Raw genomic sequence first — 21,618 nt, 5'->3', positions numbered from 1 at the left:
CCGCCTGAATGAATATTCTGATTATTTGTTGTATGTGACCAGTTAAATATGTTGCGACGTCAGAGCTTCAAATACCTTTCAGTACCTGCCTGACAGGCTCAAGTATCATGTTCATGTACTTAGCAGCACCTTTCTTAAGGTCCATAGGATGTAGTTGCCCCTCCGAAAAAACCGCTGTAAGCTCCTCATAACCCTTGCATACAAGATCTCCACCATATTTCTCCGGCCTTTCAAATATAATTTCCTCATACCTGGGACAAATATGGTATCTGAACAATTCCAGCATAGGATTCTCGGTCACCTGACCGGCGGGACAAAAAGCTTTTTTCATCTTCTGATTTATTTCTTCCTCCGAATCATCCACAGAAATAAAATTATCACTTGAAGAGGACATCTTTTTTCCATCCAGACCCAGAAGTATAGGTGTGTGTATGCAAAGTGGAGACTTAAAGCCCAGAGCTGGAAGGCCTTCCCTGGCAAGCATGTGTATCTTGCGCTGATCAATACCACCCACAGCCACGTCCACTCCGAGAAGAGCGATATCAATTGCCTGCATCATGGGATAGACCATCTGGGAAACCTTGGGATCATCCATCTTTCTGCCGACCTCATCCATACTTCTCCTTGCCCTATTGAGAGATGCAGTAGTGGTAAGCTTGAGTACATTGAGCATATAATCGGATGTCAGCTGGAAATCAGAACCGTAAACGAACCTTGTTCTTTGTGGATCAAGCCCCAAAGCTATGAAACAATCCCTGTTATAATCAGCGGTTCTACGTACTTCTTCCAGAGTGCCCTTTTGGTTCAGGTAGGCATGTACATCTGCAAGCAGGACTATGATCTGAAAACCAGCATTCTGCAGGTCGATCAATTTATTGACCGTAAGCACATGGCCTAAATGTATCTTGCCACTGGGCTCATAACCCACATACGCAACAGGGCTATTCTTCTTATTTAGAAGTTCTTCCAGTTCTTCCTCTGTAACAATTTCCTGTACGTTCCTTTTTACAAGCTCCAGTCTGTCCATGTGTTCACCATTCGTAAATACTGGTTGGTATAAAAACTCTTTCTGTTTATATGGTTAACTGTCCCCAATCAGTGAATTGATGAGAGCTTTCCCTTCAGTAGAAGCAAAGAGAGGTATGTCCCAGTTCTGCACAACTTTAGTGCGGATACTGCTTGTATTCTGCTGCATCAAAGGATTATACCCTTCAATAGAATATTCCTTTTTGTGGACAAGTATTCCTTTCCTCTGCCATGCAGGAACCTTCGAAACATTGATACCATGTCTGAAAAGCAACTCATGGACATCGGATGACCTTTTGTTTTTAAGGGTAGCAGCAGCTTCCTTTTCACTTGATCCTTTCGATACAAGAGTGTAAAAAGCATAGGAATTGATACAATTCCTCCAAGCTTCCTTCTGCCTCCAGTCCAGATATTCTGTTATCTGCTCTCTGCACACAGGAACAATGCGGGAGTCAAAAGCAAGTGGTTCCTGTAAGTTCAAACTTAATATAAGTGCACTGCTCAAAAAACTGGGAACTATGGAATTAAGCTTTTCCACCCTCCCGTCAAATGGCATATCTTTGAACAACAGGTTGACCTCATCGGAGAAAGTATATCCGAAAACAGGTGACAGGCCACTGTTCTTAAATAACATTTCTACAGTGTTACCCATTGAAACTGCAAACCTGCTATCAAAGGGTTTTTCAAAACCCAGACGTAACAATGAATTCCTGAAAGTCCTGCCGTCTACACGGATAATAAATGGAGGTGCACAGCGCAGATCACTGTAGATCTCTCGCTTCTTCATGTGCTTTTTACTCTTCTTCTTTTTCTTTCTTGATCTTGAACTTACTAACAATACTCCTTATTATAACAATGTCCCCAGTGGTCACTACCCATCTATAAGGAATAATAGCACCTCTTGTAGGCACATCGAATATATCCCTGTTGATGTCAGTTATGGCTATCCCTTTAACGTTCCTTTCTTCCACGTTTAACACAAGGTCAGCCACTTTTCCAACATATGTGCCAGCATCAGTGTAAACATTAAGCCCGAAAAGTGATGTCAAATCCGTACGCATGCTATCCCTTCTTTATTTAAGATTACTTATCTTATATATGAATATTCGTATGTAAAAGCGCTATACTAGAAATGCTTTTTCATGTATTCCCATATCTAGTTTTTCTATACCAGATCTTACAGCCTTTTCAGAGCTTGAAAGTGCTGCCATCTGTTCTTGTGTGAGGTTTATTTCAATTACCTTTTCAATACCATTCTTTCCCAGCTTTGCAGGTACTCCCAGACAAAGATCACTGAACCCATATTCTCCTTCAAGATAAACTGATGCGGGCAACACTCTTCCGGAATCATTTACAATTGCATCTACCATGGCTACAATCGCCGCCGAAGGAGCATAGAAAGCACTTCCTTCCTTAAGAAGGCTGACTATCTCGGCGCCTGCGTTAATGGTCCTTGTGACAAGTCTGTCGATGGTTTCCTGTGGCAAGAATTCGGATATGGGTACACCTGATACCGTTGTATACTGTGGCAAGGGAACCATACTATCTCCATGCCCTCCCAAGACCATGGCATTTATATCCTTTACGGAACAGCCTACCTCCTGGGCTACAAAAGAGGCAAACCGGGTGGAATCCAGAAGTCCGCTCATACCAAAGACCCTCTTTTTCCCGAATTCCGTATATTTGTATACAGCATAAGTGATAATGTCCAGTGGATTGGTCACTGTGACCACTATACTCTTTGGTGCATACTGCCTGATGTTGCCGCATACTTCTTTTGTGATCTTTGCATTGATGCTTAGCAGGTCATCTCTTGTCATACCGGGTTTGCGTGCTATACCTGCAGTTATGATCACGATATCAGAACCCTCTATGTCAGCATAATTATTGGTTCCCTTGATGTTCACATCATAGCCTATCAAAGGCGCAGCCTGCATAAGATCAAGTGCTTTTCCCTGGGGAAGCCCTGGTACTACGTCCAGCATGACAATGTCACCAAATTTGCTCTCTGCCAGTCTCTGCACGGTGGATGCACCCACATTACCTGCGCCTATTACTGAAATTTTTTTCATGTCCATTCCTCTATATTAGGTGTTTTTGACATTTCTACACTAATATAAAAGTTATTCCTATATTATATTAGTTATGATTCATCCCTAAGTCTAACTCCGGAATCAGTTCCAGTATATGCACATAACGTTATGGTTATTAATCAATAATCCATACTAAGGGGAAGAGGCCGGTTGAATGCTAGAAAGCACTTATATCCACATTCCCATGATAGGCGCCACGATAGAGAAACGAATATGGACAAGCGGCGTACGAACATGGAAAGAGTTCCTGGGCGAAAAGGACAATGTGCCTATTCCTGACAAGAAGAAAAGTCTCATCTGTGCAGGAATAGTAGATTCCATTGACCGGCTCAAAGCCAAAGATCATACATTCTTCGCCCGTTCCCTGCCTTCTTCGGAGCATTGGAGAACATACCGCCATTTCTCAGACAAAGTAGCATGTATTGACATTGAAACCACGGGCCTTGCTCCTGGCCATGACAACATTACAGTAGTGGGCATCTACGACGGAAAGGAAGCGCGAACATACGTCAAAGGCATCGATCTTGAGGAAATAGCAGAGGAATTACCGAAATACAAAACGCTCATCACTTTTAATGGTGCCCGCTTTGACCTGCCTTTTATCAAAAGGGAATTCCCCGATATAGAATTCGACCAATTGCACATCGATCTGATGTACCCTCTGCGCCGCATTGGTCTTTCCGGTGGATTGAAAAAGATAGAACAAATGCTTGACATCTCCAGAAGCGAGGAAACTACGGGTCTATCAGGTTTTGATGCAGTGCGGTTATGGAGAGAGTACGAACGTGGCAACAAAAGATCTCTTGACCTTTTGCTGGAATACAACCGTGAGGATATAGTGAACCTTAAAACCATCATAGACATGGTCTATGACAAGTTACTGGAGAATAAATTTGGGCAAGAGATAGGTTCTAAAAATAACAAGGAACTAAATAAAAACATATAAGATAGATTAATTTCTACCACAAAAAAGAGACATCAGAATCTAAAATCTCCCTTTTTTACATTTACAGATATAACGTATTAACAAATTAGATAACAGATAGAAATGTTACTGAATATTCCGTACACCTTAATTTACTGGACAACAGGATTTTATATGGTAACTGATAACTGATTTAGTATGGTTGATAAAGATTTGATGCAAAGACGGCAGGAATGGTTTGAGAAAGTAAAGAAAGAGAAGAAGCTTAAAGAAAATCCCACTGAAGATCATAAAGCAGGTCTTATGACCATGCAGAATCCTGTTCGCAGGAATATTCTAAAGAGTTTGAGTGAGAAAAAAATGAGCTTTGATGAGCTTAAAAATAAATTTGATCTTAATGATATGCAGGCCAAACTGCACCTGGATATGCTTGAGGATACCCTGTATATCGAAAAAGAGGGAGATTCGACATATGGTATCACGGTCCGTGGTGAAGCTTTCCTCGCCAATGTTGAATCAAAACACGAGCACTGATAGGAAAATCTTCAAACGGAAATAGATTTGATCGTAGATTTTAAAATATAATACCTGAATATTGTGATATTTGTCCATTTAACGAAAACGTTAAGTAACAATGCTGCGCACTTTTATTTAAATATGCATATATGACATATATTTATGTGCCAGTTGTTTTGTAGAAGATACCTTAATAAAAAATAAACAAAGGTGATGTGAATGGGGAGTGTAGAGAAAAGCAAAGAAAATCTAGGGAAGTGTCTTTGTATGAAATGTCCAAGCTATACGTTTACATGCAAAATAAAGTCTATGCCAAGTAATGCAATGGACATGATGAAAAAGGACATTTCAAAAGTGGACCACATGGAAGCATTATTCTGTGCTTTTGGAAAAAGTAAATGTATTACTGATGAGAAGGGATGTATGTGCAGAGGATGCGAGATATATAAAGAAAATAACCTTTCAAACTCATACTATTGCCTTGGTGGGAAATAATAGTTGAACCTCTTTTAAAAATCCTATGTCTTTTTTTAGCTACAACGGGCAAAGAATGAAAGCTTCATTTGTTATGATTTTATTCTACAGGAATTTGGTTAAGGATAGCACATTTATATTTCCCGTTTGCACATAATGATAGTTGGAGACTATCTCATGACAGTTGACCTATCTTCACTTCCCGATTTCCCAGGTGTGTACCTCATGAAAGACGATTCGGGAGAAGTGATCTATGTAGGAAAGGCACTTTCCCTGCGAAAACGGGTCCGCCAGTATTTCCAGTCATCAAAAAATCTGTCCCCAAAGACTAAAACACTTGTGAGGCACATAGAGGATCTGGAATATATAATCACAGATACGGAAGTTGATGCTCTTGTCCTTGAAGCTAACCTTATCAAGAAGTATAGGCCGCGGTATAATGTACGCTTGAAGGATGACAAGAGATATCCCTATGTCAAGGTTACAGTGAACTCAAAATATCCCAGGATCTTCCTGACACGCAGGAGGCTCATGGATGGAGCCCTGTATTTCGGGCCATATACTAATGCTGGTGCTATCAGAAAAACACTGGATATCATCTCCCAGGTCTTCAGGATACGCAGGTGCAGGCAACCTCTGAATGAAAAGAAGGCACGGCCCTGTCTGGACTACCACATTAAAAGATGCTTTGCACCATGTGCCAGGAAAATAACTGAAAAGGAATATATGGAGAATGTCCAGGAAGCTATAAAATTCCTCAAGGGAGAGACCTTCGGGTTGGTGAAAGAACTGGAGGAAAGGATGCGTGACCTTGCATCAAGACAGGAGTACGAAGCAGCTGCCCAGGTCAGAGACCAGCTTGAAGCTGTTAAAGTGCTCTCACAGCAACAGATAGCCACTTCAGGAACTGATGACAGGGATATTATAGCAGCTGTCCAGGATGTTGACACAGTTTACATCCAGATATTCTATGTAAGGCATGGTAACATGGTAGGAAGGGCTGACCTTGCTATGAGCTCTGCGGAAGGTACCACACTTCCGGACGTGGTTTCTCAATTCATAAAGCAATACTATTTGGATTCACCCATCCCCCCGGAAATACTCATACAATATGAGATCCCTGACCATGACCTCATCACCTCATGGCTGAAACAAAGATCCGGAAGGGAAGTCCACATAAATGTACCATTGAGGGGCGACAAGAAGAAGATGCTTGATATGGCTTTTAAGAATGCGGAAATGACCATGCGGGCGAATCAGTTAAAGGCTGCTGTGGCCAGTGAGTCAGTGGAATCGCTTAAAGATCTGCAATCACTGCTTTCGCTGCCTTCAGTACCTTTATACATAGAGGGATTTGACATATCCAACATATCCGGTACCGATTCAGTCGGCTCAATGGTAGTATTCGAGAATGGTAAACCATCTAATAACAAATACAGGCAGCATAACATCAAAACTGTGAAAGGTATTGATGATTTTGCAATGATGGGGGAAGTGGTCAAACGCCGCTATTCCCGCCTCAAAGATGAAAAAATGGCGTTCCCTGATCTGATACTTATAGACGGGGGACCAGGCCAGTTATCTTCAGCAAAGGCTTCACTGGATGAACTGGGTCTAAACATCCCCATAATTGGCCTTGCCAAGAGGTTCGAGCATATAATTACTACCAAAAAAGGACCTGGTGAAGTAATAGTGCTCCCTCACAGCTCTCATGCTTTGAAACTCCTCATGCATGTAAGAAATGAAGCACATAGGTTCGCAGTGTCCTCTCACAGGCGCAGACGATCAGCAAGGCTTACACATTCCATATTGGATGGAATAGGTGGTATAGGAGAGGCAAAGAAGAGAGCGTTAATAAGCCATTTCGGCTCTGTGGAAAAGATAGGACAGGCCACAATAGAAGAACTATGCCAGATCGAAGGCGTAAACAAAAAACTTGCACTGCGCATACTGGAAAAATTCCAGGAACATGGACCTTGGGGCCAGGGCGACAAAATGTGAAACTTACAAGATTATATATATACGAATCAATAATAATATTGTTGTCAGTGATATTAAGATATTGAACAGTGACAATTCAGAGAATTATTAATATACTGAGGGATATAAAAATGGGGAACGAGCTAAATTTCTTTGGGCACGTAGTGGCACCGGATATAAGGATGCTGCATGATATGGATGGAGTCCTATACGACACGGAATGGTTCCGGACAGCAAAGGATACAGAACTCTATTACATGTACAGGGACATGTACAGGAATGAAAAGGAACATGAGGCCATAAAGTCCCAGCATCTCAGATACGACATTACGGTTATTCCTCCTCAGATGCTTGGAAAGGAATATGTTAAGACAGCCGGTCATTATCACCCAAATGTACCGGGAGTTTCCACCTCCTACTCAGAACTATACCAGGTACTGGAAGGTGAAGCGAATTACCTGTTCCAACGGATGGCAGGAGAAACTATAGAGGATGTGGCGGTCATTAAAGCAAAGGCTGGAGACATAGTAGTAGTTCCTCCGGGATACGGCCATATTACCATAAATTCCTCCAATACTACTCTCAAAATGGCAAATTGGGTATGCGGTGATTTTTCATCCATGTACCATCCTATTAAAGAGCATGCAGGAGCTGCATATTATCTTCTTGAGAAGGGATATGTGCCCAACCCGAAATATACTAAAACACCACCTATCCGCTATCTTAAACCCACTGATGCTTCAATGCTGGGACTTGGTAAAGGCGAGGACATGTACAATCTCGTCAGCGACCTCAGTAAACTGGATTTTCTGAAAAATCCGCATTTATACAGTGCAATGTTCTCAAAGGTACTTGAAAAATGAATGAAAGACTTCGCACATCTGTATCGACAGTGTATAATATGAGAAAGACAAATAAGTCCCCTTGAGGTCTATAGGTGCAGAAAAACTACTGTATCCAGTTCACATCAGCAAAGATAGAAGATCTGATGTTCAGAACAACTTTTGATCCGGTTACACGGGAAGGTAAGGTAATAGTCAATCTATCCATTATCGACAAGAAAGATCTTGATGATGTGATGGGAATATTCGAAATGGCTATAAATAGTGGCCTATCAGTAAGCCCCTATATAAGAGTGCTACATGAAGGAGATAGCATTGAAGGGATCAGTGTGGGTCCGGATGAAGTTGGTTTTGTCACGGTGTGCAGTATCACCATAGATGGAATCCTGCTCAAGAAAGGTGTGCTTGTGAACCCGCGATTTGGCGGATTGGTGGAGATAAAGAATGGAACGCCTCTGAGGTTCACTAACGTGCTCACATATCACAGTACTACGATCGATCCTCTGGAAGTGCTTATGTCCCAGGAGATCACATCAGTTACGGAAATGCTCAAAACAGGCTCTGGAAAAATACTGGCTAACCTGAGGGAAGCGCCCATGGCTGCAAGGGACGATATTGACCGCATCCTTTCCGATATGATGGATGCTGGTATCACCGGTATCCTGGAAGTGGGAGAGCCGAATACACGCATTCTGGATGTGCCTGTGGAAAGGGACCACTTAGGAATAGTTGTGATAGGCGGTACTAATCCCATGGCCATTGTCCAGGAACACGGCATAAATATAAGAACAAATGCTATGTCCACTGTGATTGATATCAAGGAGCTGCGCCATATCAATGAGTATGCATGACCGCTCATTGCTTCGAGATCTGGATACCAATAATTGAATCAAGCCTGCGGATGAACTCGTCTTTGGAATTCTCAGGAATGGTTGCCCCGGCTGCAATATCATGCCCGCCTCCTGCACCTCCGACTTCTGCAGATACAATGGCTAATGCTTCTGAGAGGTTTAGCCCTTTTCTTACCAGATCCTGTGTACCCCTTGCAGAGACTTTCACACCCCCTTCTGCATCTGCAAAGGCGATTATCGGATAATTCCTGTCAGCAGCAACTGATGTGCTCATACCTGCAACAATGCCGATTATTGTTTCCCTTATATTTGATCCGGCATCGAAGTATTGGAGGTTATTAAGCTTTGTTATCCCCTTCTCCTTTACAAAGGTCAAGCCATTCACAAGGTTCGATCGATGCTCAGTAAGCAATTTACTTGCCTTCTGATAAGCATCCCCCCTGTCCCCCATGCATACGGCCATCCCTATTTCAGCATGATCATATCTCCCTGTTGCGTTCAACAATGTCGAATACTCGGTGGCATCCCGCATTTCCGTACCTTCCCGTTCATTCAACAGTATATAAACTTCCCCTATAAGCCTCTCCAGTTTGAAGGATTCCTGTCCTGAAGAAAGACCATGCTGCAGAAGAGCAGAAACTATTCTTTGCTTTTCTCCCTGTTCCAGGTCTATCCATCTTCGCCAGCGATCGTCTTCACCAAAACGAAGTCCTATACGATGAAGGAAATCTATACAAGCATCTTCACTCCCTGTTAGACCCGGAAGATACGGATCTGATGCATACTGCAACAGTTTGAAAATAGGTCTTGTTTGTTTCCCAAAGAGCATTATATCTTTTTCAAATGACAACACTCTGTTAGCAACACCTTCTTCAAGGATCTCCCTATTGAGACTTATAAGATGACCATTGCGCCTGTTTTGCATATCACCTATAGCGCCAACTATCGCCAGGTCTGCAAGGTCACGATTAGCACCAAGCTCACTGGCCAGCAAATATGTTGTTCCGGAACCACTTATGTCCGTAGAACCATTGGCTCCAAAAAGATGAGGATTAAGGTGATCCTTTACCAGATTTTCAGGATCTCCCCGTGGACGATGATGATCGGATATCACAACCTGTAACCCGGAAGAGATAATAGGTTCAAGCATTCCACTTCCCAAATCAGTGAAGATAACAAGTTCAGGATTCTGGTCAGCAAGTTGTAATATCGTATTTTCGTCAAGTTGTTTTACAAAACTGACAGAGTTTTCAAGACCTGCACGGTCAAGTGCCTTGCAGATAATAGCTGCGGACGTAATTCCATCTGCATCTATATGCGACACGACTTTTACTTCACTCTTCTCCTTTATCGTGTCTGCACATTTTCTTGCGCGTATCCTCATTTGCTGTAGACAATCTGACATTCCAACCACTTATCCGAGTACCCTTCCCGCTTTCCATTTTGCCGGATCTATGCGATACCTGTTTCCCTCTCGTTCTATCATGGAATACTCCTTCAAATCAGATATAGATAACTTATTTTCTCCCTCGGTATTGAAAAGAGTAGCTAGCTCGGTCCAGGGTACTATATACGCTTCACGGGAATAACCCACTCCCATTCTAAGTTCCACTGCAAGAAAGCCAGCACGCCCTGAAAGCCTGAGAAAATCAGATATCCGTTCAATCTGGTGAATGCCTTTTTTGTCCACAGTGAAATGCTGAGAAAAATACAGGGCTTTTGCCCCTTTATCCACTGAGATGCTTTTGCATTCTATACCCATATAATAGTCCGGATCAAGAGAATCCACAAGTATATCAAGGAACTGGGGAGTAAACCTATGCTGTTTTACCCTGTGTGCTATTCCTTTTACTCCATTTTCAGTGAAGAAAGAATTAAATGATCGTACGAGTACTCGCTCAAATTCAGTCATGCATTACCTGTAATAGATATGTTAAGCTGATAAAGCCCCAGTGCGTTAAATTGATGTAGGTTACCTACTTATTGGACCACATGGACAAAAAGACCCTTGAAATCATATCTTCCACTGGCTCAGTGCTGGTCTTGATCGCTCTTATTATTATTTCTCATTCTGCCTTTTCTTCCGATTCAAATACATTGATGGAAAGTTACAGTTTCATAGCCTCTTTGATGATATTTATACTTCTTATTTCCGGGATAGGTATTAAGCTGATGGATGTGGAGTGAAAGTATTCAGATCCGTTTGAACTTTTTACTCGTATCTAGCTGTCACTCGGCTTATACTAAAAAAATAGAAAATTGATGTTTAAGATCTGAAGTACTACAGATATACAGTTAGAACCGTAAGAAGCTAGAAGCAAAAAAGAGAGAAAATTGCTGGTCAGATAGACCGGCATGACATAATTTAGAATTAGTTGCTCTTGATAAGGAATGAGATGAAATCCGGGCTGAGCCTGGTCTCTCTGACCATCTTATCAGCAATATCATCTTCCTGCATTCCATCCAGACGGTACTGTTTTATGCGGTCGTACACACTCTGGGAAACCTCAGAGTACTCATTGATGTCCTTACGGTGCCCCCATACGTCACCCTCAAGCAGTTCGATACCCTGCATTTTGAGGTACATCTTTGCAGAGTTGGATATAGTCCTCTTGTAAGAGCTGGGAATATGGAGTGCCTTAACCTGCGGACACTTCATTATAAGTGAGAAGATGTCCGTGTTAGATGGTCTGAATGCAAGGTGAACTATCTCTTCATTTGGGCTCAAGGTGTTGATCTCTTCTTTGGAACTGACAACTCTTATTTTCATAATTAATACCTCTGTGGATCGTAAAATATTGTTTTCTACCAAGTAAAATACTTTGTAATCCTTGTTTCTTTGTATCTACAACTTCATATTTAAAGTTTATTAAACTACTTTTATACGAGTAGTATAATGAGTAAAGTTTATTAAACTACTTTTATATGAATAGCATAGCATAAAAACCATTTCATAAAGTTAAAAAATTGAGATATGCAGCAGTTGCCAACATATTATATAAAGGTAAATAGTCCAACATATAGTAGATTTTTCTGAGTGGCTTAATCTATTGTTATAATATAAGCTTTGTTAAATGTAATTGCGTATTAGTATACATATTCTTTGCATATACTAAATTTAAAGACAAATGTTATTACCCTAAAGTGCAATACACATATACATATTGGCTCACTTTTTATACTGAATAGAAGAATAGCATATCTACCAAATCACCTTTTAAAAAGGTTTTGCCAAATATATACAAACAGTAGAAGTAGCTGCTAATTCAAGATAAGGATGAGCGATGTTCGAAAGAATAGCAAAAACGCTAACTTAAGAACTAAGACGATATAAAGGAAACTCAAAAGGTCCGGAATCCAAATATCCTTATGAATAAATAGAGGAGGGTACAAGCCCCTCATTTAGTTCTGCGTATAAGGAAAGAAAGGATATCAGGACTTAAACCGGTTTCAGTCCTCATTTGTTTTACCATATCTTCATCAGACATGCCCTTCTCCTTATATTCCCGGATTCGGTCATAAACATTTTGTGAAATCTCAGAATACTCTTCTATTGCTTCTCTGTGCCCCCACACATCACCTTCAAGAATTTTTACACCCTGCATTTCCAGGAACATAATAGATGACTTGGAAAGTGTTTTCTTATAGGATGTAGGCATATGGATAGCCTTGAGTTTAGGACATTTTGAGACCATTGAAAAGATGTCTGTATTTGAAGGCCTGAACGCCAGGTGTATCATTTCCTCACTCTGGTGCAGGGTGTCTATCTCTTCTTTTGAACTTACTACTCTTATTTTCAAGTTAACCTCCCGCTTTGTATAAAGCTGATAACTGTTATAAAAATTTTAACCAATCGCGCGAGTCTTATGTATATTATCATATATATAGTTAATGATAACTATGATTGTAAAACAATATACACTGACACAACATAGCAAAAAATTAAACTAATATTGATAGTGATTGATAAAAGTTAATTAGCATATGATAAGTAGATATCACACAAACGTACAATTTTTTTCTGAATAGAATTACTTTCAGATGAGTAGATTTACTTCATTTGCAATACTATTTGATAATTAGATGTATGCCATAGAAGAAAATTCAAAACAATAAGATTTAAATCATGTTCTCCTTTAAGGTACTTTTGTGAAAAGATACTTCATGGCAATGATGCGTCCGTCGAGGGATATTCTACTATTCTCGGTGTTACTTGGCATAACAGCTACGTATTTTGCAAGCTGGTTGCCTGATATTACAAATGTTGTAGGGATAGAGGGTTCCCGAATCAGCTCAGTAGTTTCTTTCGGTGCATTAAATGGGATGATCTTTGGCCCGATCCTGGGACCTGCTATATCCTTTTTAGGTGTTTTGTTACATGGACTTAGTAATCCAGGTTTTTTTGAAAAGGACACTTTTCATCTCATAAGTCCACTTTTCGTTGTATTCTCCTCATTGATAGGAGCTCTTTTGCTCTCAGGAAGAATAAAATTAGCCTTAATCCTTTATGCCATCCCACTCGTGGCATGGTATGCTTTTTCCACAGGAAGGAACGTATTCTATTACCCATGGTATCATATTTTGGTGCTTGTTGTATTTTATGAATTTGAGAATAGGTATAACAAAAGACTTAATTCTTCTAAATTTTTTCTTTTTATATACCTATTTTTAGTAGCTTCCATCGCCGTGCTTGCTGATCACATTGTAGGTTCCACAACAGCCCTTATATTTTATGATCTGCCCCCGGCAATGTTTGTCTCTGTAGCTCTGTTATACCCTGTAGAAAGATCTATACTTGCCCTGTGCTCTGCATTTGTTGTATATGTCCTGTTCTTAATGGTTCGTGTTATTCTGCAGGATATAAAAGCCTTTGAAGACAGGGCCCAGGAAATAAAAGAGGGAACAATTGAAGAATATATGCAGATGGAAGTGAAGAAGGTCCTTAATAAGCAAGAAAAAAAATAGATCATTTTTTGCATACGTGTTCTTCTATAACGCTGCATATTTTTTTTACCGAATCTGTAAATATATGATTAGGATCAGTTAAGCTAATTATATCGGTATCGTTTTTCTGGGGAACATCACACATACAAGGTATTGATGCAATGACGGGAATCCCAAAAACTTCCTTCTTTCCGGATAGATCAATAGATGACATATGGCTCATGTTCTCCACCAGATAACATTTCTTTTCCAGTGTCATATAAACACCTTTTACAAGTTGTTCGGTACACACGTAGCTTGCCTTATTAGGTTTCATGACAGACAGTACCAGATCTGCTATGGCAATGGCATTCACGGATTCGAACTCCACCCCTGGCCCTGTATCCAGGATCAAAACATCGATACCGTTCATAAATATAGATTTTTTGGCATCCAGAAGTAATTTCAATGCTTTTGCCTGCCACTTTCTATCCATATTGGAGATTTTTCTGATCGCGGCTATATCAGGATTGGACAAACCTATAATGAATCGGCCCTTAGTTCCCAGTTGAGGACCTATCTCATGCAATATATTATCAATGTTGCAGTTGCCATCAAGATATTCATTTAGCCACCATTTTGGATATTTATTGAAGAAAGTACACAAACAAGGTGCTTTTAGATCCATATCAATGAGACAAACATCATAACCTTCAAGAGCCAATAATGCTGCAATGTTCGTTGATATACATGTTTTTCCTGTTCCACCTTTAGATGAATGTACAGCTACAGTTACCCCCACATCATCACCCATTCTGAAAAAAGGCTATATTACTCCTCAGTCAGTTCTCTTATCATCGTTTATACAAAAATATACCTTTCTACCTGTACGGTATTTGTTCACATGATTCATCCTTACAAGCTGATTGAGGTAACCACTTTCCACAGCTCTTTCCTTAAGTGTGATCTTTGAGATGTCTTCAGCAGTAGCCGGTCCTCTCTCAAATAATACCGTTGCAGTAGTCCTCAAATGTTCCGGCAAGGAAAGCAATGTCATCACATCCAGACCACTGGAGAGAGATTCTTGCTCATTGTCCATGGACTGTGTTTTGGTCATCGATATGCCCTTTGGAACTAGACGATCCATTTTCTGATCGACACTGATCAGTATTTCAAGGATTTTCCCCAGGATCTCTTTTTCCGACATGTTCTCTATCTGATCACTTTTCATTATTGTCCATGACCCATTAGCAGGCATTGGTAAAAAACGTATCTAAAAGCACTTAGACATATAGACTCCGTCCAACATGTAACCCTGCTTACGATAATATTCTCTTACCCCAATACCACTTATAACAGATATCTTTTCAAAGCCTGCATCCTTTGCCACCCCTTCTGCATAGGAAAGCAATTCTGCCCCGTATCCTCTGTGCTGCCAATCATACTTTTTTGCAGTTTCGCCTACAGGAACCATAGATCCGTATACATGTAATTCCCTGACCAGTGCCGAATTCTGAAGTTCAAGCCTGTGAGGATCATGAGGGAACCTCAGTCTCAGAAAACCTATCAGAATATCCGACCGTACATCTTCAAAAGAAATGAAATGTTCCAGACCCCCACAACAATCATATTTTTCTATGACGAGTTTAATATTCTCAGGATCCGGCTCCATTCCATTAAGAATATTATGACCTACTTCACGGCAGCGGATACACCGGCAAGATCCACCGTGTTCTTCCAATGCAGTTTTAGCAAGTTGCCTGATATTACTTTTGCGGGTACCCGCGAGTATCTGGTGAGCCGGTATATCTCTCTGTATCCTCTGCAATCTTACCCATTTAGGCAGGAAGGATTTGATCCGGGCAAGCAGCCCCACAGCATTTTCATCTGTAAGAGCTTCATATTCCCCATTCTTCCACATTCTTTGAAGTTCTGTGCCCTCTGTGACCAGTGTCGGATATATTTTAAGGTAATCCGGCCTGAATCTGCTATCCTTGAATAGTCTTTTGAAGTTGCGCACATCCCCTTCAATGTCCATACCCGGCAGATGAGGCATCATGTGAAAACCCACTTTCAGGGCACTGTCCCGCAGAACCCTGTTCGCTTCGATGGTATCTGCAACAGTATGCCCCCTGTTAATTCGGGAAAGGACGAAATCATAGGTTGTTTGCACTCCGATCTCCACTTTGGTGGCACCTAATTTTAATAATATATCTATATGACCTTCCTTAGCCCAGTCAGGCCTTGTCTCAAATGTCATACCCACATTGCGGACACTTGCTGTTTCATTGGCCTCCTGCACTTCCTCAAGAGAGATATAAGGAAGATCCTTGCCAATGAAATGGACATGTTCCCGCCATTCGGTACCAAAAAAATCGTTCATGGCTTCAAGACATCTTTTTACGTACCATTCCTGGTAATCCAAAGCCCGAGCTGAGTAGGTCCCCCCCATTATGATCAATTCGGCTTTTCCAATGTCATGACCTATCTGTTTTAATTGCCCAAGACGGGCAGTGGTTATCCTGTATGGATCATATTCACATTGGATCGCCCGCATTGTAGAGGGTTCCTGCCCCATATAACTTTGTGGTGAAGCAAAAGAAGAACCCGGACCTCCGGGACAGGGAACACATGTCCCATGCGGACATGCAGCAGGTGAAGTCATAGCTGCGATCACAGCTACGCCTGAAATGGTACGCACGGGTTTTTTCCGAAGGAACTCCCTTACTAAAAGTTGCTCCTCCTCGTCCCCAGATACTATAATATCTGCATTAGTAGGTAGAGAAGAGAGTTTGTGATATTTGCTTACTTGCTTCTTCGCCTTAACCAACTGCTCTGGGTCTCGTACTTCCCCATTGAGTACTTTTTCCAGGAGTTCACGGCAAGCCAGAGTGAATTCACTATTCGTATCCATAATTATATTCGATATTAGTTGCAAAAATCTACCACAAGCGCTTCAAGCTGTATTCTGTCATTGGCAGCCTGTAACATTTTAAAGTTAGCATCTGCAATCTTAATGGTCCACCTGGCAATCCTGTGTTCAGGTTCTCCGGACCCCGCGACGATCCTGTGAAGACGCTCGAGTATCTCATAGCCTGTAAAACCGTTGTCTACAAGCATACGGTCTATGACCTTCCTGGCCTCCATTATGTTCCCGACGGTAGCAGCCTCAAAGAGCAATCTTATGTCACCTAGTTCTTCCCTGACAGCAGCATCGTATATAACCTGCGTTCCTATAGATTCACCGCGGGCGAGAAGAACTGCTACCTGCAATGTATTAAGTGAAGTTGCCACGTTGCCACGTGAGTGATATAACAATGCCTGGATGCCATCCTCCGTGATAAGAAAACCTTCTATTCCAGCTACATGCTTTATGAAATCGCCCAGTTTTTCATCTGATACATGCCTGAAAAAAAGCTGTAAACCTCTGGAACGCAGAGGTGCTATCAATCTCGAAGGCTGGGTGGTGGAAAGAATGAACCTGCACGTTGCTGTGTATTTTTCCATCATCCGCCTTAATGCATGCTGTGCATTTGGGTCAAGGGTTTCGGAGCTATCTATGAATATGACCTTATAGTCCGAATCTATTGGTGCCATACTTGCATATTCATTGATTATTTCCTTGAAGATGGAGATCACACTTTTCTGGATCTTCTTCGGGTCATCAGTACCCAGTATACGCGTAAACCTCTTATCCCGGACCAGGTAACTTTTACCTTTGTCAAAAAAATCAGACGCATTGAAGTAAGTGAAATTCCTCTCGAAGCCTTCACCATACAGTGCATATGCCAAAGCAAAGGCAGCGGTGGCTTTTCCAGAGTTTGCCGGCCCATACAATAACAAGTGTGGAACATTACGCGATAATGCAAGCCTGTGAAGAGTGTTCACAGATTCTTCATTACCTACAAGCTCCTCCAGTCTTAAAGGCCTATACTTAACGGTCCAGAGGTCTTTTGTACTTGTTTGCTGAATCAGGCCTGACCCTCACTTTTATCTTTCAATACTTCGTTTATCATCTTTCCATAGACTGGCCTTGCTATTACCACACCTATGAACACACCTATTATAGTGGTTATGGCAAACCCTTTCAGGGACCCGAAACCCATCAATACCAACGGACCCATGGCAATGACAGTTGTTGCTGCAGCAGCCAATATTATACTAAATGCCTTGGTTATCCTGGAAAGATAAACCTTTGTAGGAGGCAGTTTGCCTTCATACAGCACTTCGTCAGTGATGATAACCAGGTGATCAATACCTGTGCCTATGGCAGCGATAATGCCTGCAATACTTGGCAGATCAAGTTGCCATCCTATGGCGGCGGCAACTCCCAATATCATTATTACTTCACTAAGAGAAGTGCCTACCATAGGTATGAGGATTTCCTTTTGGTGATATTTCCTGTACACCACAAAGGCAACTGCCAATAGGGCTATCAATCCTGCGAGCACAGATTCGTTCTTAAATTGTGTTCCCAGTGCAGCATCTACATGTCCTGCACCTATGATCTCCACATTGACAGGAAGAGCCCCGGCTCTCAGATGGATCTGAAGTTGCTGTGCTTTTGCCTTACCCTCATCTCCAGCGCCTGTGGAAGATTGCCATGAATAGATCGGACCTGTTTCCAATTGCTGAGCAGCAGAGTTACTTAGAGGAGCACTGTATACTTCGTTGCCATCAAGTAACATTACCAGATTATGCCCCATAGGGTTGGTGGTAGCTCCCGCCTCGATAGCTGCTTTCTGCAGAGCCAGTGCTCCGGTTTCGCTGAGAGTAAAAGGTGTGGACCACATCCCATCCTCCTCATTGAAGCCAACTATACCGACACTCCCTATATCTTCTCCATATAGCACATGTTTTGTCTCATTACCTGTTATCTGGATACGTATCTCGAATTTGCCGGGTTTTTCTGCGATCTCTCTTGCTGTTGCCAGATCAATGCCTGCAAAATCAATAAGGATGTACTCATCACCTACTGTCTTTACGGGTATGTCCTTAAGTCCAAGCGAATTCATCTTTTCACTAAGGATAGTTTTGGTAAGATCACGGGTCTCTGTCCTCACCCCATCTTTGTATCGAGAGCTGCCATCAGCATTTTTCAGGATGGAACCACCCACTGCATTCATCAGGGTTTCGATCTGCTGCTCTGTGACAGCTGTCCTGATCTCATATTCCACTCCATCCGTAGTAACCATCGGAACGATCTCAGCCTTCAATGAATTGGCGAGATAGGACTCAATAAGTGCCTCTTTAGACGTGGTCAGCTTGACCTGTGTCAGTTCATTTTCTTTACCGATGGTGTATTCACCTAAACCCAGCAGATCCATCTGAGCACTTGTAACAGTAGCCGGAGTAGTGAAAGTGATAGCCTGAGCTTGAGCCTGTCCTTCTCCATTGACAGCAGACGTTGAACCTGTAATCTCAATGGTATTACCTATTACTGGTTCTACAAGGGTCTTCAGAAGCATCTTTGTGTCCCCATCGACCTGTACCAGTGCACCCTGAAGCTTGACCTGTAACCATGAACCACCTTCCAGGTCCAGTCCATATTTGAGATTGGTCGTAAATCCTTCTTCAGAGTTATAGCCGGGATGAATGAAAGCTACCGACCCCAGAAGAGCAATTATGAATACTATGACCCTCAGGTCCCTGAATATACTCTTTGGTTCTTCATCTTCTCTCATGCTCTTCTCCTCCTTGCTCCTTCTTTTTGAACATACCAACGCAGAATGGAGACATTAGTCAGCCAGGTGTTCATAATATCAGCTACAAGCCCGAAGATGAGCACAATAGAGATGTCCGAAAGCAGATTGATCTGGGAAAAAGAAGGTATGACTAGATAGGAATATGTAGCCACTATGTACATCACGATCAAGGCTGCAAGAGTAGTGGTGGTCATGGTTATACCCGTACCCATAGCATTTGTAATATTTTCCTCGACTTCACCTCTTCTCTTAAGCACCCTGGTGGTAAGCAAAATGTCGCTGTCCACCGAGTAACCTATAAGCATCAGTAGCGCTGCCACGGTACCGAGAGATAATTCGATGCCAGCTAGATTCATAAAAGCTACAGCTATTATAATATCACAAAAGGCCGATAATACAACAGCACCGGAAGGTATGAAAGTCTTGAAGATCACGAATACAACCAGTGACATTCCCAAGAATGAGAAAAAAACTGCTTTTAGAGCCTGATTCTGAAGGTCTTTTCCATACACCGGACCGATCTGTCGGATCTCTACATTCTCATAAGTATCTGTAACATCCTTGGTGAGACTCAGCTGTTCTTCATTAGACATGGGACCAAATTGCATGACGATCCTTGAGCCTGTCTGTCGTACGTCAGTTAGAGGATAAGTGGAATACTTTTCATTGAGCGAAGCTATCGGCGTATCTGTGGTCAGAGAGACCATTGTACCGCCTTTGAATTCCATGCCCAGTTTCACCGGTGCTCCGGTCGTAGCTAAGGTGAAGGCAATGATTAATACGGCTATAAGGAAGGTAGCAACAGGCAAAACCAGCAATTGTCGGTCGTTGTGCTTCCTTACGAACGAATCCAGTTGTTCCGTAAGAGATAGACTCATCTTCTGATGCTCCAAGAGTGTAAGAGTGATGGAAACTAAGATTTATATTTCGTGTCCAAAATACACTACAACTTATATATACTACTTGCTATTTTTATAGGTCGATGACAGAAAGACCCGGATTAGATGAATACTTTCTGGAGATAGCTACCGTAGTGGCAAAAAGGTCAACCTGCCTGCGGAATCAGGTCGGAGCTGTGATCGTCAAAGACAAAAGAATACTTTCCACTGGTTATAATGGTGCTCCCAGGAACATGGCCCATTGTCTCGACATTGGCTGCATCAGGCAGCAGAATAACATAGAATCCGGCACACGCCACGAGAAATGCAGGGCAGTGCACGCCGAACAGAATGCTATCATCCAGGCAGCACTTTACGGCGTAAGCATAGATTCTGCAACCTTGTACTGCACACATCAACCATGCATCCTTTGCGCTAAGATGATCATTAATTCAAATATCAGAAGAGTTGTGTTCCTGCAATCATATCCGGACAAGGATTCCATAGAGTTCTTCGCTGAAGCAGGAGTAGAGCTGGTGAACCTGCTCTTAAACCCTGTCCCTTAGATATTTCAGGCTCTTTTTGATCAGGTCTTCTTCATCCGACCTGTACATTTCCTTTACCGTTGTTTGCTCCTGTGACCTGAGGTTAAGGCCGCGTATAATAACTACAGGGCAACCACCGTTACCTTCACCCATAAGCAGGTTCGCTGCACCTGCGATCTCATCAACGACAGCTTCTTCTGTGATCTTCAACTCTTTCCCAAAAAGATCATTTTGCCCCCTCCAGTCTTTCAGAGGATGTATAAGGTAGACCCCTACGGCCACGCCCGTCTGCCCCAGCTTGAAAGCTCTGCCATTTGTATCAGTAATGATCACACTGACCTGTGTACCAGTGGAACTCTCGATCCTCTTCCCAATATATTCAGCGCTTGCATCCGGATTTGCCGGAAGCTCCAGAAGCATTTCACCTTCAACATTGGATTCATCGATACCTGCATTGATGCATATATGACCAGTCCTCATTTCCACAAGCAGTACCGGTGAAGATATCAGGCATTCCTTGCTCCTCTCCAGAACCGCCTGTATGAACTCGGGAGCAAATCGAGTATGTTTGGAGAACTCTACCGCTTCTGCACCAGCAACGATCCCTTCCAGGGAAAAAATCCTTCCTTCGGCTTTCCCAACAATGGTGGAAGCTATAACTATAATGTCCCCATCAAGGATATCGGTTCTTTCACAAATGATCTGTGCGATGTCATCCCCTTTTTTTATCAAAGGGATATTTTCCACTGCAAAAGCCTCAAATCTCAAAGATCACACCTAGTGCTAACAAGTCATTAGGCATAAATAAGCCTATCTACATATAAACAGATGCGGCGATGATGATAGTTACCCCGACTGAG

At 42.1% G+C, this 21,618-nt stretch carries 24 protein-coding genes; 9 read left to right on the top strand and 15 right to left on the bottom strand.

Going from position 1 to position 21,618, the window contains the following annotated elements:
• Positions 1 to 67 precede the first annotated feature (67 nt).
• From ACCM36_RS07315 to mdh, 4 genes are read right to left on the bottom strand one after another with little or no spacing between them, the layout of a single operon-like run.
• Positions 68 to 1,027 (bottom strand): tyrosine--tRNA ligase, encoded by a 960-nt coding sequence (locus ACCM36_RS07315; protein ID WP_370573094.1) that lies wholly within the window; start codon positions 1,025 to 1,027, stop codon positions 68 to 70.
• A 54-nt stretch (positions 1,028 to 1,081) separates the two neighbouring features.
• Positions 1,082 to 1,813 carry a tRNA(His) guanylyltransferase Thg1 family protein gene (locus tag ACCM36_RS07310; RefSeq protein WP_370573093.1) on the bottom strand — a complete coding sequence of 244 codons (732 nt, stop codon included), beginning with the start codon at positions 1,811 to 1,813 and terminating at the stop codon, positions 1,082 to 1,084.
• 7 nt (positions 1,814 to 1,820) lie between these two features.
• Entirely contained in the window at positions 1,821 to 2,087 is a 267-nt protein-coding gene (locus tag ACCM36_RS07305) for a PRC-barrel domain-containing protein (RefSeq protein WP_292351001.1), read from the bottom strand.
• A gap of 60 nt (positions 2,088 to 2,147) precedes the next feature.
• A complete protein-coding gene (gene mdh / locus ACCM36_RS07300; protein ID WP_370573092.1) occupies positions 2,148 to 3,098 on the bottom strand; it encodes a malate dehydrogenase in 951 nt (316 codons plus the stop codon).
• Positions 3,099 to 3,273: 175 nt separating this feature from the next.
• Here mdh and ACCM36_RS07295 point away from each other — a divergent pair, with 175 nt between their 5' ends.
• The 6 genes from ACCM36_RS07295 (at position 3,274) to ACCM36_RS07270 (ending at position 8,707) form a co-directional block, all read left to right on the top strand.
• Positions 3,274 to 4,065 carry a ribonuclease H-like domain-containing protein gene (locus ACCM36_RS07295; RefSeq protein ID WP_370573091.1) on the top strand — a complete coding sequence of 264 codons (792 nt, stop codon included), beginning with the start codon at positions 3,274 to 3,276 and terminating at the stop codon, positions 4,063 to 4,065.
• Positions 4,066 to 4,242: 177 nt separating this feature from the next.
• Positions 4,243 to 4,578, top strand: a complete 336-nt coding sequence (locus ACCM36_RS07290; RefSeq protein WP_370573090.1) for a winged helix-turn-helix domain-containing protein — start codon at positions 4,243 to 4,245, stop codon at positions 4,576 to 4,578.
• Positions 4,579 to 4,779: 201 nt separating this feature from the next.
• The gene (locus tag ACCM36_RS07285; protein WP_370573089.1) at positions 4,780 to 5,055 is read left to right on the top strand and encodes a DUF2769 domain-containing protein; all 276 of its coding nucleotides are present in this window, start codon (positions 4,780 to 4,782) and stop codon (positions 5,053 to 5,055) included.
• A gap of 156 nt (positions 5,056 to 5,211) precedes the next feature.
• The gene (uvrC, locus tag ACCM36_RS07280) at positions 5,212 to 7,035 is read left to right on the top strand and encodes an excinuclease ABC subunit UvrC (RefSeq protein WP_370573088.1); all 1,824 of its coding nucleotides are present in this window, start codon (positions 5,212 to 5,214) and stop codon (positions 7,033 to 7,035) included.
• Positions 7,036 to 7,145: 110 nt separating this feature from the next.
• Positions 7,146 to 7,877 (top strand): glucose-6-phosphate isomerase family protein, encoded by a 732-nt coding sequence (locus ACCM36_RS07275; protein ID WP_370573087.1) that lies wholly within the window; start codon positions 7,146 to 7,148, stop codon positions 7,875 to 7,877.
• 74 nt (positions 7,878 to 7,951) lie between these two features.
• On the top strand, positions 7,952 to 8,707 hold the full coding sequence (locus tag ACCM36_RS07270) for a DUF128 domain-containing protein (RefSeq protein ID WP_370573086.1): 756 nt from the start codon (positions 7,952 to 7,954) through the stop codon (positions 8,705 to 8,707).
• Between the two features lie 4 nt (positions 8,708 to 8,711).
• Here ACCM36_RS07270 and ACCM36_RS07265 read toward each other — a convergent pair whose 3' ends face one another.
• Both ACCM36_RS07265 and ACCM36_RS07260 read right to left on the bottom strand, forming a co-directional pair.
• Positions 8,712 to 10,112, bottom strand: coding sequence for a DHH family phosphoesterase (locus ACCM36_RS07265; RefSeq protein ID WP_370573085.1), 1,401 nt, complete (start codon positions 10,110 to 10,112; stop codon positions 8,712 to 8,714).
• A 9-nt stretch (positions 10,113 to 10,121) separates the two neighbouring features.
• Complete coding sequence (locus ACCM36_RS07260) at positions 10,122 to 10,619, bottom strand: hypothetical protein (protein ID WP_370573084.1); 498 nt, start codon at positions 10,617 to 10,619, stop codon at positions 10,122 to 10,124.
• An 80-nt stretch (positions 10,620 to 10,699) separates the two neighbouring features.
• On the opposite strand from ACCM36_RS07260, the gene ACCM36_RS07255 reads away from it, so the two are divergent.
• The gene (locus tag ACCM36_RS07255; protein WP_370573083.1) at positions 10,700 to 10,894 is read left to right on the top strand and encodes a hypothetical protein; all 195 of its coding nucleotides are present in this window, start codon (positions 10,700 to 10,702) and stop codon (positions 10,892 to 10,894) included.
• A 184-nt stretch (positions 10,895 to 11,078) separates the two neighbouring features.
• Here ACCM36_RS07255 and ACCM36_RS07250 read toward each other — a convergent pair whose 3' ends face one another.
• Positions 11,079 to 11,477, bottom strand: coding sequence for a DUF1699 family protein (locus ACCM36_RS07250; protein WP_333786728.1), 399 nt, complete (start codon positions 11,475 to 11,477; stop codon positions 11,079 to 11,081).
• Between the two features lie 628 nt (positions 11,478 to 12,105).
• Positions 12,106 to 12,507 (bottom strand): DUF1699 family protein, encoded by a 402-nt coding sequence (locus tag ACCM36_RS07245; protein WP_370573082.1) that lies wholly within the window; start codon positions 12,505 to 12,507, stop codon positions 12,106 to 12,108.
• A gap of 349 nt (positions 12,508 to 12,856) precedes the next feature.
• Between ACCM36_RS07245 and ACCM36_RS07240 the strand changes: the two genes are divergently transcribed.
• Positions 12,857 to 13,672 carry a hypothetical protein gene (locus ACCM36_RS07240; protein WP_370573081.1) on the top strand — a complete coding sequence of 272 codons (816 nt, stop codon included), beginning with the start codon at positions 12,857 to 12,859 and terminating at the stop codon, positions 13,670 to 13,672.
• A gap of 1 nt (position 13,673) precedes the next feature.
• Here the strand turns inward: ACCM36_RS07240 and ACCM36_RS07235 are convergent, their stop codons facing one another.
• From ACCM36_RS07235 to ACCM36_RS07210, 6 genes are read right to left on the bottom strand one after another with little or no spacing between them, the layout of a single operon-like run.
• Entirely contained in the window at positions 13,674 to 14,444 is a 771-nt protein-coding gene (locus ACCM36_RS07235) for a MinD/ParA family protein (protein ID WP_370573080.1), read from the bottom strand.
• Between the two features lie 24 nt (positions 14,445 to 14,468).
• Positions 14,469 to 14,888, bottom strand: coding sequence for a winged helix-turn-helix domain-containing protein (locus ACCM36_RS07230; protein ID WP_370573079.1), 420 nt, complete (start codon positions 14,886 to 14,888; stop codon positions 14,469 to 14,471).
• A 15-nt stretch (positions 14,889 to 14,903) separates the two neighbouring features.
• Positions 14,904 to 16,544 (bottom strand): tRNA uridine(34) 5-carboxymethylaminomethyl modification radical SAM/GNAT enzyme Elp3, encoded by a 1,641-nt coding sequence (locus ACCM36_RS07225; protein ID WP_370573078.1) that lies wholly within the window; start codon positions 16,542 to 16,544, stop codon positions 14,904 to 14,906.
• Between the two features lie 14 nt (positions 16,545 to 16,558).
• On the bottom strand, positions 16,559 to 17,602 hold the full coding sequence (locus ACCM36_RS07220; RefSeq protein WP_370573099.1) for an AAA family ATPase: 1,044 nt from the start codon (positions 17,600 to 17,602) through the stop codon (positions 16,559 to 16,561).
• Positions 17,602 to 19,314 (bottom strand): preprotein translocase subunit SecD, encoded by a 1,713-nt coding sequence (locus ACCM36_RS07215; RefSeq protein WP_370573077.1) that lies wholly within the window; start codon positions 19,312 to 19,314, stop codon positions 17,602 to 17,604. Before ACCM36_RS07215 ends, ACCM36_RS07220 begins: the two co-directional genes overlap by 1 nt.
• Complete coding sequence (locus tag ACCM36_RS07210) at positions 19,311 to 20,213, bottom strand: protein translocase subunit SecF (protein ID WP_370573076.1); 903 nt, start codon at positions 20,211 to 20,213, stop codon at positions 19,311 to 19,313. The genes ACCM36_RS07215 and ACCM36_RS07210 overlap by 4 nt, the downstream gene beginning before the upstream one ends.
• 104 nt (positions 20,214 to 20,317) lie before the next feature.
• Between ACCM36_RS07210 and ACCM36_RS07205 the strand changes: the two genes are divergently transcribed.
• Positions 20,318 to 20,779 (top strand): cytidine/deoxycytidylate deaminase family protein, encoded by a 462-nt coding sequence (locus ACCM36_RS07205; RefSeq protein ID WP_370573075.1) that lies wholly within the window; start codon positions 20,318 to 20,320, stop codon positions 20,777 to 20,779.
• Here the strand turns inward: ACCM36_RS07205 and ACCM36_RS07200 are convergent.
• Positions 20,762 to 21,526: a coenzyme F420-0:L-glutamate ligase gene (locus tag ACCM36_RS07200; RefSeq protein WP_370573074.1), complete on the bottom strand. Its 765-nt coding sequence runs from the start codon at positions 21,524 to 21,526 to the stop codon at positions 20,762 to 20,764. The two genes, ACCM36_RS07205 and ACCM36_RS07200, sit on opposite strands and share 18 nt — an antisense overlap.
• Positions 21,527 to 21,618: the final 92 nt, after the last annotated feature.

Source organism: Methanomethylovorans sp. (genome assembly GCF_041305605.1).
GTDB lineage: Archaea > Halobacteriota > Methanosarcinia > Methanosarcinales > Methanosarcinaceae > Methanomethylovorans.
This window is presented reverse-complemented; position numbering and strand designations above follow the sequence as displayed.

Bases quoted from the DNA above. Each gene is read 5' to 3' on its own strand.
- ACCM36_RS07315 (WP_370573094.1), bottom strand. From the start codon at position 1,027: ATGGACAGACTGGAGCTTGTAAAAAGGAACGTACAGGAAATTGTTACA.
- ACCM36_RS07310 (WP_370573093.1), bottom strand. From the start codon at position 1,813: ATGAAGAAGCGAGAGATCTACAGTGATCTGCGCTGTGCACCTCCATTT.
- ACCM36_RS07305 (WP_292351001.1), bottom strand. From the start codon at position 2,087: ATGCGTACGGATTTGACATCACTTTTCGGGCTTAATGTTTACACTGAT.
- mdh (WP_370573092.1), bottom strand. From the start codon at position 3,098: ATGAAAAAAATTTCAGTAATAGGCGCAGGTAATGTGGGTGCATCCACC.
- ACCM36_RS07295 (WP_370573091.1), top strand. From the start codon at position 3,274: ATGCTAGAAAGCACTTATATCCACATTCCCATGATAGGCGCCACGATA.
- ACCM36_RS07290 (WP_370573090.1), top strand. From the start codon at position 4,243: ATGGTTGATAAAGATTTGATGCAAAGACGGCAGGAATGGTTTGAGAAA.
- ACCM36_RS07285 (WP_370573089.1), top strand. From the start codon at position 4,780: ATGGGGAGTGTAGAGAAAAGCAAAGAAAATCTAGGGAAGTGTCTTTGT.
- uvrC (WP_370573088.1), top strand. From the start codon at position 5,212: ATGACAGTTGACCTATCTTCACTTCCCGATTTCCCAGGTGTGTACCTC.
- ACCM36_RS07275 (WP_370573087.1), top strand. From the start codon at position 7,146: ATGGGGAACGAGCTAAATTTCTTTGGGCACGTAGTGGCACCGGATATA.
- ACCM36_RS07265 (WP_370573085.1), bottom strand. From the start codon at position 10,112: ATGTCAGATTGTCTACAGCAAATGAGGATACGCGCAAGAAAATGTGCA.
- ACCM36_RS07260 (WP_370573084.1), bottom strand. From the start codon at position 10,619: ATGACTGAATTTGAGCGAGTACTCGTACGATCATTTAATTCTTTCTTC.
- ACCM36_RS07255 (WP_370573083.1), top strand. From the start codon at position 10,700: ATGGACAAAAAGACCCTTGAAATCATATCTTCCACTGGCTCAGTGCTG.
- ACCM36_RS07250 (WP_333786728.1), bottom strand. From the start codon at position 11,477: ATGAAAATAAGAGTTGTCAGTTCCAAAGAAGAGATCAACACCTTGAGC.
- ACCM36_RS07235 (WP_370573080.1), bottom strand. From the start codon at position 14,444: ATGGGTGATGATGTGGGGGTAACTGTAGCTGTACATTCATCTAAAGGT.
- ACCM36_RS07230 (WP_370573079.1), bottom strand. From the start codon at position 14,888: ATGCCTGCTAATGGGTCATGGACAATAATGAAAAGTGATCAGATAGAG.
- ACCM36_RS07225 (WP_370573078.1), bottom strand. From the start codon at position 16,544: ATGGATACGAATAGTGAATTCACTCTGGCTTGCCGTGAACTCCTGGAA.
- ACCM36_RS07215 (WP_370573077.1), bottom strand. From the start codon at position 19,314: ATGAGAGAAGATGAAGAACCAAAGAGTATATTCAGGGACCTGAGGGTC.
- ACCM36_RS07210 (WP_370573076.1), bottom strand. From the start codon at position 20,213: ATGAGTCTATCTCTTACGGAACAACTGGATTCGTTCGTAAGGAAGCAC.
- ACCM36_RS07205 (WP_370573075.1), top strand. From the start codon at position 20,318: ATGACAGAAAGACCCGGATTAGATGAATACTTTCTGGAGATAGCTACC.